The 16,925-nt window shown below is 43.8% G+C and carries 14 protein-coding genes; 5 read left to right on the top strand and 9 right to left on the bottom strand.

The window, feature by feature from the left end; translation table 11 throughout:
* Window positions 1-65: 65 nt before the first annotated feature.
* Window positions 66-1,667 (bottom strand): 2-isopropylmalate synthase, encoded by a 1,602-nt coding sequence (locus tag QH73_RS12185; protein ID WP_039714204.1) that lies wholly within the window; start codon window positions 1,665-1,667, stop codon window positions 66-68.
* A gap of 82 nt (window positions 1,668-1,749) precedes the next feature.
* Window positions 1,750-2,274, bottom strand: coding sequence for a LabA-like NYN domain-containing protein (locus QH73_RS12190; RefSeq protein WP_039714205.1), 525 nt, complete (start codon window positions 2,272-2,274; stop codon window positions 1,750-1,752).
* A gap of 561 nt (window positions 2,275-2,835) precedes the next feature.
* Here QH73_RS12190 and QH73_RS12195 point away from each other — a divergent pair.
* Window positions 2,836-5,235 (top strand): serine/threonine-protein kinase, encoded by a 2,400-nt coding sequence (locus QH73_RS12195; RefSeq protein ID WP_039714206.1) that lies wholly within the window; start codon window positions 2,836-2,838, stop codon window positions 5,233-5,235.
* A 107-nt stretch (window positions 5,236-5,342) separates the two neighbouring features.
* Here QH73_RS12195 and QH73_RS12200 read toward each other — a convergent pair whose 3' ends face one another.
* Entirely contained in the window at window positions 5,343-6,431 is a 1,089-nt protein-coding gene (locus QH73_RS12200) for a FecR family protein (RefSeq protein ID WP_052289858.1), read from the bottom strand.
* A gap of 523 nt (window positions 6,432-6,954) precedes the next feature.
* On the opposite strand from QH73_RS12200, the gene QH73_RS12205 reads away from it, so the two are divergent.
* Window positions 6,955-7,827, top strand: a complete 873-nt coding sequence (locus QH73_RS12205) for a hypothetical protein (RefSeq protein WP_052289859.1) — start codon at window positions 6,955-6,957, stop codon at window positions 7,825-7,827.
* Window positions 7,828-7,902: 75 nt separating this feature from the next.
* Here QH73_RS12205 and QH73_RS12210 read toward each other — a convergent pair whose 3' ends face one another.
* A complete protein-coding gene (locus tag QH73_RS12210; RefSeq protein ID WP_039714207.1) occupies window positions 7,903-8,709 on the bottom strand; it encodes a sulfurtransferase in 807 nt (268 codons plus the stop codon).
* On the opposite strand from QH73_RS12210, the gene QH73_RS12215 reads away from it, so the two are divergent.
* Entirely contained in the window at window positions 8,701-8,880 is a 180-nt protein-coding gene (locus tag QH73_RS12215) for a hypothetical protein (RefSeq protein ID WP_039714208.1), read from the top strand. The two genes, QH73_RS12210 and QH73_RS12215, sit on opposite strands and share 9 nt — an antisense overlap.
* A 75-nt stretch (window positions 8,881-8,955) precedes the next feature.
* The gene (locus tag QH73_RS12220) at window positions 8,956-9,672 is read left to right on the top strand and encodes a biliverdin-producing heme oxygenase (RefSeq protein WP_039714209.1); all 717 of its coding nucleotides are present in this window, start codon (window positions 8,956-8,958) and stop codon (window positions 9,670-9,672) included.
* Window positions 9,673-9,835: 163 nt separating this feature from the next.
* Here QH73_RS12220 and QH73_RS12225 read toward each other — a convergent pair whose 3' ends face one another.
* Entirely contained in the window at window positions 9,836-10,513 is a 678-nt protein-coding gene (locus tag QH73_RS12225; RefSeq protein WP_039714210.1) for an SOS response-associated peptidase, read from the bottom strand.
* A gap of 161 nt (window positions 10,514-10,674) precedes the next feature.
* On the opposite strand from QH73_RS12225, the gene QH73_RS12230 reads away from it, so the two are divergent.
* Window positions 10,675-11,280 (top strand): glutathione S-transferase family protein, encoded by a 606-nt coding sequence (locus QH73_RS12230; RefSeq protein ID WP_039714211.1) that lies wholly within the window; start codon window positions 10,675-10,677, stop codon window positions 11,278-11,280.
* 120 nt (window positions 11,281-11,400) lie between these two features.
* Here the strand turns inward: QH73_RS12230 and QH73_RS12235 are convergent, their stop codons facing one another.
* The 4 genes from QH73_RS12235 to QH73_RS12250 all read right to left on the bottom strand — a co-directional run bounded on the left by QH73_RS12235 (window position 11,401) and on the right by QH73_RS12250 (window position 16,777).
* Window positions 11,401-13,278 carry an iron uptake porin gene (locus tag QH73_RS12235; protein ID WP_309476486.1) on the bottom strand — a complete coding sequence of 626 codons (1,878 nt, stop codon included), beginning with the start codon at window positions 13,276-13,278 and terminating at the stop codon, window positions 11,401-11,403.
* Between the two features lie 676 nt (window positions 13,279-13,954).
* Complete coding sequence (locus QH73_RS12240) at window positions 13,955-15,091, bottom strand: S1 family peptidase (protein ID WP_132866987.1); 1,137 nt, start codon at window positions 15,089-15,091, stop codon at window positions 13,955-13,957.
* Between the two features lie 135 nt (window positions 15,092-15,226).
* Window positions 15,227-16,087, bottom strand: a complete 861-nt coding sequence (locus QH73_RS12245; protein WP_039714213.1) for a S1 family peptidase — start codon at window positions 16,085-16,087, stop codon at window positions 15,227-15,229.
* Window positions 16,088-16,189: 102 nt separating this feature from the next.
* Window positions 16,190-16,777, bottom strand: a complete 588-nt coding sequence (locus tag QH73_RS12250) for a COP23 domain-containing protein (RefSeq protein ID WP_052289861.1) — start codon at window positions 16,775-16,777, stop codon at window positions 16,190-16,192.
* Window positions 16,778-16,925: the final 148 nt, after the last annotated feature.

Below are 16,925 nucleotides of genomic sequence, written 5' to 3' on the forward strand. Positions count from 1 at the left end.
CTTGTGAAGGGGGGTTGGGGGGATCGTGCTGCCCCCTTGTGAAGGGGGGTTGGGGGGATCTAAAACTATGCTAACGAGCGATCGCGCTGCTGTTGATGCTGCAATGCTGCATAAAGCCGATTCAGGGCGTTGACGTATGCCTGGGCAGAAGCAACGATAATGTCTGTATTGGCTGCATGACCGGAATAGACTTTATCTTCGTAGCGCAGTCGGATCGTGACTTCCCCGATTGCATCAATTCCCGCCGTTACGGACTGGACGGAAAATTCGATCAACTGATTGGGGACGTTTACCACCCGATTGATCGCCTTATATATAGCATCTACGGGTCCCGTCCCGATCGCTGCATCGGTTAGTTCTTCACCATCTTGAGTCCGTAAGGTAACAGTTGCCGTCGGACGAGTGCAATCGCCACACGACACTTGGACTAATTCTAGATGAAAGACTTCTGGAGTCGTCTTGATCTCGTCGTTGACAATCGCCTCCAAATCCCAGTCGGAAATATCTTTTTTCTTATCCGCTAAGTCTTTAAATCGCAAGAAAGCTTTGTTTAATTCTGTTTCTGAAAGGTTAAAGCCCAATTCCTGCAAGCGCGAACTAAAAGCATGGCGACCAGAATGTTTGCCTAAAACGATTTGGTTGTTGGTCAAACCAATCGACTCAGCATCCATGATCTCATAGGTGAGCTTATTTTTGAGAATACCATCTTGGTGAATGCCGGATTCGTGAGCGAAAGCATTTGCGCCAACGATTGCCTTATTCGGCTGTACTAGCATTCCTGTCAGGTTGGAAACTAGGCGAGAAGTGCGATAAATCTCCCGCGTATCGATATGAGTTAGCGGTGCTTCTGATTCTGCCGGACGACCTAAAAAGGGGTTAAAGTATTGCCTGCGGACGTGCAGCGCCATCACGACTTCTTCTAGTGCTGTATTTCCAGCCCGTTCGCCAATACCGTTGATTGCGCATTCTAGCTGTCTTGCCCCATTCTTCACGGCTTCGAGAAAGTTAGCAACGGCTAAACCGATGTCATTATGACCGTGAACGGAAATAATAGCGCGGTCGATGTTGGGAACGTTTTCTTTGATGCCTCTAATTAATGCTCCAAATTCGCTAGGAGTCGTGTACCCGACAGTATCGGGGATATTGATAGTCGTTGCCCCAGCCGCGATCGCCCGTTCCAAAACTTGATACAAGTATTCTGGATCGGTGCGGGTAGCATCCATAGTTGAGAATTCCACATCGTCCATGAAAGACTTAGCATAAGCCACCATTTCTTCAGCGATCGCTAAGACTTCGGCTTTCGATTTTTTTAACTGATATTCTAAGTGAATATCTGATGTGGAAATAAATGTATGAATTCTGCCTTTAGCCGCTGGCTTTAAGGCTTCGGCTGCGGCTTTAATGTCAGCTTTGATTGCCCTTGCCAAACTACAAACAATCGGTCCGTCAATCGTCCCGACTTCTTTAGCAACTCTTGTCACTGCTTCAAAATCGCCAGGACTAGCAAAGGCAAAGCCTGCCTCAATCACATCTACTCCCAAGCGAGCTAGTTGACGGGCGATCGCTAATTTTTCATCGACGTTTAGCGTTGCCCCAGGACACTGTTCGCCATCCCGCAACGTAGTATCGAAAATGATGACCCGCTCTGTACCCAATTGATTGTCCATAGATTTTCCAGACACTTATCCCTGTTTTAGCTATTAGTAATCGTATAAAAAACACGCACTCGCGTAGCACGCACCACCTATATTAATAATCAGCTTTTTCAATGGATTCTCTAATATCATTTAGATCGATGTAGCGATCGGTAGCATTCCGTAACTCTCTGGCAATCATTCCTTCTGTAGATACAACTGTAATATGAGTATTTTTTGACCTTAATAATTCTATAGCTCTCTCAAAATCTCCATCACCACTAAATAAAACTACGCGATCGTACTGATCTACTGTATTAAACATATCTACTACAATTTCTATATCTAAGTTCGCTTTTTGCGAATAGCGACCCGAGGTATCGTCGTAGTACTCTTTTAAAATTTTAGTGCGAACGGTGTATCCCAAACTAATGAGTGCATCCCGAAAACCCCTTTGATCTTGAGGATCTTTCAATCCAGTGTACCAAAAGGCGTTAATTAGTACTGTATCTGGTTGTTCTTTCCTAAAGTACTCCAGCACCCTTCTCGGGTCGAAAAACCAACCATTTTTCTGTTGTGCGTAGAACATATTGTTCCCGTCTACAAATATAGACAGACGGTTCATCATAGAACAAGGCATAGAAACTTAATACCTAAAAATTTTCCAAAAACTATTTAACGTCGAATTCTCAATTATAACAATTTTTTATGCATCATTTTAGGAATTGTATGTTATGGATCTCAATCGATTTTACATTTATCCTGCCTAAGTTTTAGTGAGAATCTCGTCTCGGAAGTTAAACCATGCTTGCTAAACCCTTACCAGGTTAGCTTAAGCGCAACACCCATTTTTAACATCTACCTTTAAATTAACTAAATTCGCAGTTCATTTTATCAGTTGGTTGGTAGTTTCCACAGTTCAGACCGAACGTAGTTGTCACTATAGACAGCTGGCGATCGCAGAAATTGCCACATTGCGCGTAAAATTCTCATAAATTTCAATTGGATGAGACGGGTTTTCTCCCTAGATCGGGAACTCTAACTAATAGGGTCAGACAGTCAAAAAAGAAACCAGGGCGAGATCGGTAGAGCTGGGTTGTGTGGTCTAGTGTATGGTAACTAGTCACAACTTGAAAGTTCCCTTGTTGGAAGCTTCTTGTTAACTGTCTCTATCCTCTAACTCCCAGTCTGACATAACTATATGGGACAAGATCGTACACTGTCCGATGTACAAAAGATACCATCGCTGCTTCAGAAGAATCAGTTTTTACGATATTTCCGCTGGGAGCAGCTCTTAGCTGGATTTTGGGGAGTGGCTGCGGCAGTAGCTACAGCCACTAATGGGACATTAGTACAAATGATTGAGTACCAAACCCAGACGCTATTTTTTGAAATTCGGGGCGCTGTTGTACCACCAGAGGATATTGTTATCCTGACAATTGACGAGCAATCTTTATCGATTCCTCAACAATACTATCAAACCAACCCTGAACAATATGCCGCTCTCAAGCCCTTGCAAGCTTGGCCCTGGCAACGACTTGCTTACGCTCAAGCGATCGATCGATTAATGATAGCAGGAGCGCGTGCTGTTGCTTTAGACATAGTCTTTGCATCCCCCAGCAGTTATGGAAGTGCAGACGATCGCGAATTTAGGAGAGTGTTACAACGTTACGCTGGCAGAGTTACTTTAGCAGCAGAGTACGAGCAATCGCAGTTGCGCCAAGGTAGTATCATTCAACTAACCAAACCGATTCGTTTCTTGTGGACGAAGCCAATGTCGGTTGGTTTTGTCAATTTCCCCCTAGAGTTAGATGGTAAAATTCACAGATTTTCTAGCGAATTTCCTTTAAGTTTGGCAACAAAAGATCGGCAGCAATTCGATAATTATGCAGCTATGGGGGTAGAAATGCCCTCTTTTGAGCAAGCGGTGGCATCTTCAATTGGTAATTGTAGGGGCGCACAGCTGTGCGCCCCTACTTCCACTACGGGCGATCGCATTTATTTCTATGGACCTGCGGGGACGTTTGAATATATCCCTTTTTGGCATGTTCTCGATGCCGATAATTGGAACACGTACTTGCAACAGGGGCGTTATTTTCAGAACAAGATTGTGATTGTTGGAGCAACAGCTGCTTCGCTGCAAGACTTTCACAAAACACCTTTTTCCTACAGTTGGTTCTATCCTAAACCAATGCCAGGGGTAGAAATTCAAGCCAATGCGATCGCCACGCGGTTACAGCAAAGAGCGATCGCCTTGGCAATTCCCAATCCTTTTTTCCAGGGGTTGTTGGTGTTGCTATTAGGCGCTGGAACGACAATTTTGCTAGCAAAAGCTCAGCGCCTCAGATCCCAACTGGGATGGACGATCGGCATTGCGATCGCCTGGGGTGGTATCAGTTACGCTGTCTTCACATATCAGTACTCGATCTTACCCACTGCCGTGCCGATGCTAGCAATTATGTTGTGTGGTGGTTCTTACTGGACGATCGGAACGATGAGCGATCGCCGCAGGACAATCCAATTTAAACCTACCGCCACAGAAAATACCACTGTTTTAGAGTCTCCAGAGGCAAACAACCAACAAGACGAGATCCAAAAATTACTGCCACACGAATTAGTCACAGCCGGAAAAATTCTCAGCGGACGCTACCAAATTACTAAAGTTTTAGCTTCGGGTGGATTTAGTGAAACTTACATTGCAGAAGATTTACAACGTCCTGGTAGACCTCTTTGTGTCGTGAAGCGAATGAAACCTGCTAGCAATCATCCCCAGCATTTACAAATGGCTAGCAGGTTGTTTCAACTTGAAGCAGAAACCTTAGAAATTTTAGGTAAACACGACCGAATTCCCCAGTTGCTTGCCTATTTTGAAGAAGGTGAAGAATTCTTTTTAGTCCAAGAGTTGATTAACGGACATCCCCTCAGTTGGGAACTCAAACCTGGCAAGCCTGTGAGCGAAATCGCCGCGATCGCAATTCTGCAAGATTTACTACCAATCCTGGCATTCGTCCACAGGTGCAAGACAATTCACCGCGATATCAAGCCCAGCAACATCATGCGACGGCACTCCGATGGCAAACTCGTCATCATTGATTTTGGTGCTGTCAAGCAAGTTAGCAATCAAATGCTAGCAAATAACGGGCAAACTAACCTGACAGTGAGTATTGGTACTCTAGGTTATGCTCCTGCCGAACAAACCACAGGTCGTGCTTTCTACAGCAGCGATATTTATGCAGTTGGCATGTTGTTAATTAAAGCCTTAACGGGATTTGCACCTCACGAACTTCAACTCGACCCGCAAACGGGTGAAGTGCTTTGGTTAGACAAAGCTGAGGTGAGCCAGGAGTTAGCAACTTTTATCGGTAAAATGGTGCGGTATGATTATACGCAGCGCTATCAATCTGCCTCAGAAGCTCTAGTTGCTCTACAAAATTTAACTGGTATAGAGAATACTGACAATAATAACTTTGGCGATCGCGATGACTTACTAGCTGTTGCCATACCCACAGAAGTTGACTCAGAAGATTTAGAAGCAAGTACGGCATTTTGGCAAGTGGCATCATCTAATACAGTAGGAGCTGTAGAAGAAGTTGATTCATAGCACTTTTCAATTACGTGCGTGACATTTGTAGGGGCGCACAGCTGTGCGCCCCTACAGATTGCGTGATTTACCCGTCAATCGTCAATTATCTCTTTGATATTTGAGATTTATTTTCGGGATTTATCGTTCTTGTCAGGGTTATTAATTCTACCACCGCCGTTCCCATCCCCGATCCCATTATTATCTTTATCGGGATGACGATCTCTGCCACCACCATTACCATCCCCGATCCCGTTATTATCTTTATCGGGATGACGATCTTCATCTTTGGTAGAGTCATCGCGATCGCCTATCGGCATTGAATCACGATCTGAAGAAGATTCAGAATTGTCAGGTGAAATTTCAAAGCGATCGAGAATGACTGCGCCGTTGTCAATAAATTCTGTAGTCGAATCAGAAGTATTAATCAGTGAGTTGTTACTATTTTGGTGTAAAGGTGACGACGGTGATTCTGAACTACGGATAAAGCTAGGATTAATAATAATTTCTTCACCCGTTAGCGGTGACTGCGCGGCAACAGCAGCAATCGTTTCAGCCTGTACTTGAGCGAGTTCTATATCAGTGGCAGTCGCGTTTTTTTTATTGAGATTCAATCCACTTACTAAGTCGCTGGATTCATAAAATGTTTTTAAATCGAAGTTGTAAAGCGCTGTGATTTTACCTTTAATAACAACTGCTAATTGACCTGCTTTTAATACCTGTCGCTGAGATTTTTTTTGATTAACTACTTCAATCTGGCTATTTGTTAATGCACCAAATACGGTAGTCTTGCTATCGGCAACATGACGAATAAACAATGCAGAACCGCGAATTGCTGCTGTTGCGTTTGGTGTCCATACTTCTGTCGTACCTCGACCAGGAGGAATCAGCAGTAATGCAGTACCATTTGATAGTTTCAAATTTCGGTTTTGAGCAGAAAATCGGAATAGTGCTTGCTCGCCAATTCTTGCTAATGAGCCATCATTAAAACGTAGCTCTGCCAGTGCCTCTCGACCCGTAGATAATGCATCCCCTGGAACTATTCCATCAGCCACCTTTGCTGGACGAGTAGTTTGGCTTTGAGGCATTAATTGTACGAGATTACGTAAGCTTTTAATTTCAGCGCGTGTTAAAACTGTATCCGCTTGGGCTGCTTTTGGTAGTGCGATCGCACCCCACAGCACAATTGAGACGAAAAGAATGAATCGGTGAGACATGTAATTAGGAGTTGGTAGTTAATAGCTAATGGTTAACAGTTAAGTGTCAAAGGACTTCAATTATTTAGAATGCCCAAATTGCAGGCAAATAAAAACAGGATTTATACGGGTAACTGTTAGTTTTCCACCGAGCGATCGCTGCTATAGTTTGACGGACGAATTTCAGTTGAGTATTTCTTCTGAGTTGAAAGTTTAAATTAATTTCATGAATCCCGTAATTTTGCGGTTATAGATTGATGTTTTTTTCAACTAATCTTGATTTGCGATCTAGGTACTTAAGGATTAACTGAGAGCTAGATAAATTTTTGCGATCGCAATTATTTGCATTATTAATTTTTGTCTCTACCGTGTTCAAACTTAAATTTACAGCTAAACAGCCCAGGCGGAGTGAATTCACACTGTCACAAATGAAATTTGCCTACGGGAACTCAAAAACTAGTGTCAGCGGGGTCTACCCACGTAGCTGCGATTTTAAGCACCCAGTACTAGCTAACTTCATTTTCAGCATGGCAAGTAGCGCTATTTGCTTTTTTTTTCTTCAAATCCAATAATTGCTGCCCCTCTAGAGAGTGAAAAAGCATCGCCAGCGACGACATCAAGCGATCGCGCTTCAGTCAAAAACGAACAAATAGGCGATCCAGAACTAGGCGTTTTACGTTTACAAGAGCAAAAATTACAGTCTCCTCCTTACGAACCCATCGCACATTTACTAGGGCAGGTTGGCTATTTCCAAGGTAGTAATATTTTTTCAGCAGTTGATGCAATTGATGACGGATTATTTTCTACCAACTTAACTTTTGCGATCGCGCCCAAACTAGGAGCGAAAACAAGTTTATTCACGGCAATTGATGGCGGTTTGGTTCGATATAGCGAACACGACCAAGCTGATTACAACAAATTAAGACTAAGGGCAGCTTTACGCCAAAAACTGACACCACAGATGTTTGGTGAAATTGGCTGGAACAATCAATATTTATTTGATGCCAAGACAGGCGATCGCTTTTTGAAAGAACACGCCCTACGTTTAGCTCTCCAGCGCCAAGATAAAATAACGAATAAATTGTGGTTAAATTCAACCTATGAATTTCGTCTAGGATTTGCCGAACCAGACACCCGCAGTCGCGCGATCAATTCTTTATCTACCGAGCTAGCTTACTATATCAGCCCTCGCCTCCAGCTTAGTTTAGAATATTTACTAGCTTTATCGAATTTCACGCAACGCGATCGCGACGATACCTACCACCTAATTCTCGGTAGCGTGATTTATGCCGTATCGCGTGGAAGCCAAATTAGCCTTCAAAGTGGCGTGAGTTTCGGCAATTCCTCCGATCCAAATATTAGTTTTGATAATTCATTTTTTAGCGTGAATTATACATTTGATATCGGGAATTGGTAGAGATTAAGTCGTAAGTCGTAAGTCGTAAGTCGTAAGTTAGCAACTGACAACTGACAACTGATAACTGATAACTGATTAATGGCTAATCCAATCGCTCCAACTGCCTGCATAAAGTTTACCTGTAGAAATTCCTGCTAATTCTAGTGCGAGTAAATCGACGCAAGCAGTCACGCCAGAACCACAGTAGACAATAATTTCTGATGATGACTCTAAGTCTTGCCAGCGTTGCTGTTGTTCTGATATGGGTTTGAGGTAGCCGCGATCGTCTGTCACCTCTTGCCAGGGATAATTAACTGCACCTGGGATATGACCCGCAACTGGATCTATCGGTTCTCGTTCGCCACGATAGCGATCGCCTTCTCGCGCATCAACTAATGCTACTCCAGGCAAGTCCTTGCGTGCTTTTACCGCTTCTATATCCACAACTTGCCCTAATTGTATTATGGGGATAAACTCACCCGCTTTTGCTATAGGCAGATCGGCTGTAACCGGATAACCAGCCGCTAGCCAACCTTGAAACCCTCCATCTAACACGGCAACTCGTTCGTGTCCCAAATAGCGTAGCAGCCACCACAGCCGCGCCGCAAAAGCCAATCGGGAATCATCGTAAGCAACAACTCTCGTTTGGGAAGTTATGCCCATCGCCGACAGTTTTACTGCCAACTCTGTTAAGTTTGGTAAAGGATGCCTCCCTCCATGCTGACCGACTGGACTGGAAAGATCTTGATTTAAATCTAGGTAGTAAGCACCAGGAATGTGATTCGATTGGTACTGTTGTCGTCCGAGTTGCGGATCGGCAAGGGAAAAACGACAATCCGCGATCGCCACTTGCGGATCTGCTAAATGTTCGTAAAGCCATGCGGCAGTGACGCTGTGATTCATCTAGATTTCTCCCGTAGTGAGGATAAGGAGGACTTGGGGGACAAGGAGGACAAGGAAGCAATTCTGGTTCTACTAGCCACCAGCCACCAGCCACTAGCCACTCCTTCCCTCGCTCCTCACCCCTTCTTTAGAATTTTTAATAAATTTTCTCATCAAATCGTTCTACTGTAACGATTTAGGTGGAATACTAAATACACTCGCAAACTTTGTTGGTAGTAGTTGACTATAAAAGTTGAGAAATTTAGCATGAGCAGTAATTTAGCAACAAAACTCCGTGAAGGGACGAAAAAAGCCCACACCATGGCAGAAAATGTTGGTTTTGTCAAGTGTTTTTTAAAAGGAGTAGTAGAGCCAACTTCTTACCGCAAGCTGGTTGCCAATCTCTATTTCGTCTACTCGGCGATGGAAGAAGAAATGGAGCGGCATCAACAGCATTCAATCTTATCAAATATGTACTTCAAGGAATTGAATCGCCAGCGTAGCTTGGAGCAAGACCTGAAGTATTATTACGGCAACCAATGGCGCGAGCAAATTAGTCTCTCTCCGGCTGGAGAAGCTTACGTGCAGCGAATAAGGGAAGTCTCTAATACTGCCCCAGAACTACTAATTTCACACCTTTATACTCGCTATTTGGGCGATCTTTCTGGCGGACAAATTCTCAAAGGTATTGCTCAAAGGGCGATGAATCTTGCTGATGGACAAGGCACTGCTTTCTATGAATTTGCTGAAATTTCTGATGAAAAGCAATTTAAAAACACCTATCGGCAAAGACTAGACGAATTACCAATTGATGAAGCTAAAGCAGATCGCATCGTTGAAGAAGCTAATGCTGCTTTTGGCATGAACATGAAGATGTTTAACGAATTGGAAGGTAATTTGATCAAAGCGATCGGTGTTATGTTATTCAATAGCTTAACTCGCCGTCGTAATCGCGGTAATACCGAACTAGCAACTAGCAATTAGTTATTGGTCATTGGTCATTGGTCATTAGTTGAACCTAGATGAATGACGAGCGATCGATGACAGAATGCAAGTTACAATCCTGGGGATGAGGTGATAGATGTATCATCGTGTCTTCAGGATTGTCTGCTTTGAGAGTGAGTGGCTAGTGGCTAGTGGCTAGTGGCTAGTCACTGGTCGCTGATAACTGTTCGCTACACTCTGGTGATTCGTTGGTTGGATTATTGACTTTGGTACTGACGGGATAAGCAACCATTGCTTCTGAGGAGTATGGTTGTAGCAGTGGTTCTAGCTGTTCTGGTTCTTGAGTTTGAGGATCGAGCCACTGGTTATAATCTTCTGGTTTGAGAATAACAGGCATCCGGTCGTGAACCGATCGCAAAAGAGAATTAGCTGTTGTCGTCAGAAGAGTGCAAGAATCAATTTTCTCGCCGTCTGGTGCTTGCCAAGTTTCCCATAAACCTGCAAAAGCAAAGGGTTGCCCATCTTGTAAGCGAAAATAGAAGGGTTGTTTCTTACCTTTTTGCGATCGCCATTCGTAAAAGCCATCAGCAACAACTAGACAGCGGCGGCGACGAAATGCAGAACGGAAAGCGGGTTTTTCAGCAACGGTTTCGGCTCTGGCATTAATCAGTTTTGCACCCATTGATGCATCTTTTGCCCAAGAGGGAATTAAACCCCAACGTAACATTTGAAATTGACGGCGATCGCCCTCTGATAAGATTGTTGGGACTGGTTGAGTCGGTGCGATGTTATATCGTGGAGTTAATTCGGGAATTGAGGAAAGCTGAAAGGTAGAAGCGATCGCTTCTGCTGGTTGGCTGAGGGTAAATCTACCACACATAAAATTACTTTGGTAATGGGTAATAGGTAGTTGGTAAGTCGTAAGTCGTAAGTCGTAAGTCGGAATTAACTGCTCGTTCGCTCCCTGACAACTGATAACTGATTTTGACTTTTAACTTTTAACTTCTTTATAATCATTACGTCTTCTACCCAACGAAAGTCATGCTCAGGTTGTATGATTTTTTACCTTCGGGAAATGGTTATAAAGTTCGGCTTTTGTTGACTCAGCTTGGTATTCCCTTTGAGCGAGTCGAAATTAATATTCTTAAAGGTGAAAGTCGTACTCCTGGATTTCTCACGAAAAATGCTAATGGACGCATCCCAGTTTTACAGTTGGAATCAGGAGAATTTTTAGCAGAATCGAATGCTATTCTCTTCTATTTTAGCGAAGATACTGAATTTTTGCCTGCCGATAAATTACTCCGCGCCCGAGTTTTACAATGGCTATTTTTTGAGCAATACAGCCACGAACCTAATATCGCTACTCCTAGATTTTGGATTACTGAACTTGGTAAAGCAGATGAATATCGGGAAGCGATAGAACAGAAACGTCAAGCTGGTTATGCTGCGCTTGCAGTGATGGAAAAACATTTAACCGAGCGGAAATTTTTTGTAGGCGATCGCTATTCTATTGCTGATATTGGCTTATTTGCCTATACTCACGTCGCCGATGAAGGAGGTTTCGATCTATCTGGTTTTCCGGCGATTCAAGCATGGATAGAGCGAGTCAAAGCTCAACCGAATTATATTCCAATTACGCGATCGTGATATAAAATTTATTTTAATTTCCATATTATTGTAGGGGCGGGTTTGATTGAAGAATACGACGGTCAAACCGAGACTTTGGCAAAACCCGCCCTTACAGTTTATACAGTCCGCTAGCTAGATTTAGAAGCGGAAAGTTGTGCGGACAGTTGCTAACCAAATATCGTTGTTATCTTCAATATGACCTGGGTTAGTCACGAGAACCACACCTGGAGTAATGAATAGATTGTCACTGACTCGGAAACGGTAGAATACTTCAAAGTGCAGTGAAGTTGCTTCATCTTTCACTCCTACTCTCCTTGGTAGCGTATCTGGAGTTTCTTGACGGGCTTGATCTGGTCCAATTCCAGCTGTATCTAAGTTAGTGTTATTGTCGGTTACAGGAACTTCCGGCTCGCCTCTACGAGAAGTTTCAAAAAAAGGTACGGGTGTACCGCGTGTTTCGGGTCCCGCATCTACCAATTTTGGTGGCATACCAAAAAGGAAGGCAAATAAATCTCCTTCTCTACCAAAAGGATCGGATAGACCAAGAGAAAAGAGATAGGTAGCTGAATTGGCAAAGGGTTTCTTACCGGCAGAGGCTCCAATTCCGTTGAGAATTCCATTCGCGTCTCTACTAGTTTCAGAAAAGTCAGGAAGGCGTTCTAAGAAATTAGTAAACATATATCCCCCCCATGCCCCGAATGTTAGCTTTGGAGAGATACGCCATTGCAACGTTGCGCCAATAGCATTGGTTTTGGCAGCTAAGTCTCCAATAAAATAACGGCAGCATGGATCAAACCCAGAGTCATTTGCTTGGTCGATTGGTGAAGGAACGGATGAACCAGACCATAAACCATTGGTTTCTGCATTGACGCTACCTGTATACGTACCTAAAGTTCCATCGCTAGTGTAGGCATTCACATAAGTTAAGCCAGTAATCAAGTTGTTAGTTGGTGTTGCTAACAATTGCACGCCTAGCGCACTGCGGTCTGCTCCAAAAACTCCACTGTCTGGATTGTTACTTCCTCCAGTACCATAAGCTACTTGTAGCCGTGCATTTTTGGCAAATAACCAGTCAAAACCTGCTCCTGCATCTAATACGCCACCAATTTTGAAAATTGGACTAGCCTCGCCAAAGCGAGAAATTGAACCCCTACCAGTGTCAAAGTAAGCTGAATTGGCTGAAAGAACGTTACTTAAACTAAAACCAAAAGGAATGACGCTAAAGACAACGCGATCGTTAAAGGCAGGAAATCGATATTCTAATAAGTCTAAAACAACATTATTGTTTAAACCTGCTTGGTAAGATAACCGCGCCATGTAAGTATTGAGAGACTCTGCATTGGTGAAGCCACCACCATCAAAGTTGCCTGTAACTAGGTATGTCCGCAGGCGATCTTTACCTGTAAATGATGTTTCTAACCCTAATCGAACCAAGTGGGCGAGAACAGTATTTTTATCTGCATCGTCTCGGTTTAAACAATCAACTTCTGGAGCTGAATTGCGATCTCTTAAGTTTAACTGAGGCACTAATTGGTCAAAAAAAGGTCCGGTGTTGTCTGGCAAAACCCTACATCCTCCAGGGGGATCGCCGCCAAAGGCACTGGCAACACCAAAGATAACTTCTCCGCCTAGAACGGTAGTCGTGGAAAACTGATTGGCTTCTAACTCGGCTGTTTGTGCTTCTAAAGCGTCAACTCGCCCCCGCAAAGTTGCTAATTCACTGCTAAATTCCGATTGCAGGCGATTTAGGGTTTCCAAATCTTCTTTGCTAACGACATCTGCCGAACCAGCAGTAATCAGTTCGTTAATCCGATCCATAGCTGCATTCAAGCCTGCGGCAAACTCGTAGCGCGTCATGGCACGATTGCCTCGAAAAGTACCGTCAGGATAACCTGCAATGACTCCATAACGTTCTACCAGAGATTGCAAAGCCTGAAATGCCCAATCAGTAGGTTGTACGTCTGATAGTTGAGATACGGATGTGACTTGTGCCAGCGTCGAAGATGTGTTTTGAATTTGTTGAGCTGTATAGTTGAACTCTGTATCCGGTGTTGCTGGTGCTAGAGGTGCTAGAGTAGCCGCACTGGTTCGGTTTGTTTCAGACTTTTTTAACGATTGAGGTGTTGTTTGAGTTGGCTGAGTTCTGGCTATATCCGTCTCGCCTGCCTGTACTGCGGCTGTTTTAAATAACAGAGCAGAAACAGCTATAGGTGTTGTCAATAGCAAGATGGAAAATATGGAAAAAGTAGATTTGATCCTCACAGTTACTTCCCTCTTATCCACAATTCAAGGCGTTTAATTTTGCATAGAAAACTTACAGAAGCTCGATTGAACTTCTGTTGAAACTCGGTGCGGACCCTAAGCAGATAAAATTTTATTTCTTAAAAGCTAGAATGACACGATCGCGATAAATACAATCCAATTAACAAAAAATCTTAATTTTTATTTGTAATATTTTTTGAGAAAAACAAATTAGGGCAAGGTGGGCAATGCCCACCCTACAGATGATGTGTTTTGAAATGAGTTGGCAAAGATTAGCTTTTTTTTAAGCCGATCGCCATATTATTTCATTATTAGATATAGATAGCGATCGCTAAAAAACTATAGCTTTAACTACGAAAATTACGCTCCCGAAATAAAGATTTTGAGCCTCTGGAACTCTCCTACTTGAGAAAAGTAGAAAAGTATTTTCTTACTCGGGACAGCGTTCTTCACTCGTACCGAGCAAGACTGTACGACTACCTGCTGAGGGGCAATCCCTAACAGCGGCGTGCTTGAAGTCACGGCTGAAGGTCTTGTAAATATCATCGATCGTGTCTGCCGATCGCGGTCTTTTTTCTGGCATTCCCCGGCTGACAACCGCAGGCTGCACGGGAGGCGGCTCAAATTTGATGTAGGGAAACACGCCAGCAAGCGGTTGAATTTTTTTCGCTTCTTCGGTAAGGTCGGAAACTCGAATTCCCAGATTGAATTTGCTCTGAATCGCAGTTTGAGCTATGGGATTTCCTCCCATCAGGGAAGCCACTAAAGTCCCTGGTACAGAAACGCTAGTTGCTTCACCCGCCCGTCCGTGAATCCCGACTAGCTCGCCGCGATCGTTAAAAACAGGACCACCACTCATTCCCCGTTGCGTTTCACAACTGTATTGAATGCTGTAACCTCCATCCGCAGTGCGAGGGGTAACTCTAATGACTTCGCCAGGAGCAAATAACCTTTGCCGTCGCGCCGTTTCATTTCCCGGATCGGGCCAGCCAGAGACAAAGGCTCGTTCGCCTTGGTTGGGGCTACCTGGTAGGTTTGCTAAAGGATAGTTCTTGTCACTCTTAAATTGGACGATCGCGACATCAAGCCCTTGAATAGTTTCACCACTCTCGCCCTGTTCTTTCCCCATTGGCACGATATTCGATCGCGTACTTTCGTCGTCTACGGGATAAACTGCGCCATCAAAGGTACGTACTCCGTAAAAACCGCCTCGACCGCGAACGACGTGTAGGTTAGTTGCTACGTAGTAAATGTTGCCACGCTTAGCAATAATCACTCCAGACCCAGGGTTAAACTCGCGTCGAGCTTCAACATCACCTTTTTGCAGGTCTTGACCGATGACCACTGTTGTTTGCGAGGCGATCGCATCAATTTCAGTCTGGTTCAACGTTTTGGAATCAGTACCAGGCTGAGTTTGCTGGGCGATCGCATCTGCTTGTACCGTGAGTCCTGTCATCTTGCCCGTAAAAGCGATCGTCGCAGCAGTAATAACTCCAGCGATAAAAATCGTCGATTTTAAATTTCGAGTTTGAAAAAATTTTTTCCAGCCATTCATAATTAAAGTCAAAAGTCAAAAGTCAAAAGTTAAAAGTTAAAAGTCGGAGAAGAGAGCAGAGAAGCAGTGACCAGCGACCAATTAACTGTCAATCAACAACCAACAACTACCTATTACCTATTACCGATCTTCACTGACAACTGACAACTAAATTTCATTTTGCGATTGAGGTTGAGCCAAGTTTTTTTCAACTTGATGCTGAAAAGCGGCGATTGGAATCGCCCAGCTCAGCGCTTCCATTTGGTTGAATAGTTCTATCGATGGCTTTGTACCATCGGCAAATGTAAATACATCAATCCCTTGAAGTGGATATTTCAAGCGACCGTTGATCCCAATCAGTTCTCCTTTTTGATTTAAAACAGGTCCACCACTCATCCCTTGTTCGACTTCGTTGGTGTAACCTAAACTGTATCCTTCTGGTAAAGTTCGCTCTAAGAGTAAAGCAACAGTTCCCGTTGTCAGCCGAAATGCTTTCATTCCCCAGTTACGTGTTTCTTCAACACGACTTTTATTCAGGAATTGATAATTGGGAAAACCAGATGCATAGACGCGATCGCCTTTTGTTAAAGCTAAGGAATTTCCTAAGACAGCAACACGATAGGATTTAGGGCTATCAAATTGTAGTAAAGCGAGATCGACACCTGTTAAAGTCTGCATCACCTGACGGCGGGCTGGATGAGTCGCGCCATCAGCAGTAAGAATGGTATATTCACCGTCCTGACTACCTGCTACTACATGGTCGCAGGTGAGAACGGTGTATGTCTGAGCCTGACGTTGTACGATCGCCCCAGAACCCATACTTGTTTTTGTCAATACTCTGACTGTCACTTGTTGAGCAACTTCTGCTATTGCCGAACTTTCTACTCGATCTACAGGTGTTGTAGTCGCAATTTTTTCAGTACTAGCATCAGATTTTGTATTCGGTTTTGATGGCGTTAACCATAAGATCGCAGCGATCGCCAGCAGTCCAAGGTTAAATAAGACAATAGTGGCTAATGATAATTTCACTTTCGCTGCATCCCAATTCCAATCGCTCGATCGACTGTCATTCGTAAATTACGAGGTTCGAGTTGGCGATCGCTCTCAATCTCGACTACTCATACATTTACCTTATTCCGCTACCTTATTCCGCTGAAAATACTGCTCGATTTCTTCTCCAAAAGGTGCATAATATTGAGGCGCGCTTTGTTGGACTGCCGTACCCGTCCCTTTCAAGCTGAAAGTCACCAATTGTTCGAGAATTTGGCGCTCTTTGCCTCGATCTGATGTGCGCAATGTCATCAGAATATTTTTCCGGTTGCAGATTTCGTTTCGACTGCCAACGTAGCAAATGACTGGTTTGCTGTTAACTCGTCCGTATGTCAGTTGCAAGTTTCTCAGCTTTCCGCCTTTGGCTGCTACAACTTCAGTCAAGCGATCGCTGACTATTTTACAACGCTCGTGTGGCGTGTATTGCGTCCCAAATTCATTGCTGTTCCAGGTAATGACTGGTGCTGTGATCCGTTCGCCGCGTTTGGCGATCGTTGCATAGCCCTGACCTGAAGCTATGCAATGAAAAGTTGTCGCACCACCAGCACTAGCGACTGCTTCGGCTCGGACGAAATCGCTACCTATACCGATCCCGCTTACAACTGCGATCGCTGTTGCTAAATATTTAGTGAATTTTTTTAAATTTTTAGTTGTGTGATTGCCTATCATCGCTCGTACCTCAAGGGCAGTTAAAATTTCTATTACATTAACAGTCAGCTCAAGTACCCTGAACTTGACAAGTCTGCTTGACGAGACTAGCGTATTTGAACTATACCGCGATCTACAAACAAATATGCTACGATTTCGGTCAAATTTT

It is taken from the genome of Scytonema millei VB511283, assembly GCF_000817735.3.
Lineage (GTDB): Bacteria > Cyanobacteriota > Cyanobacteriia > Cyanobacteriales > Chroococcidiopsidaceae > Chroococcidiopsis > Chroococcidiopsis millei_B.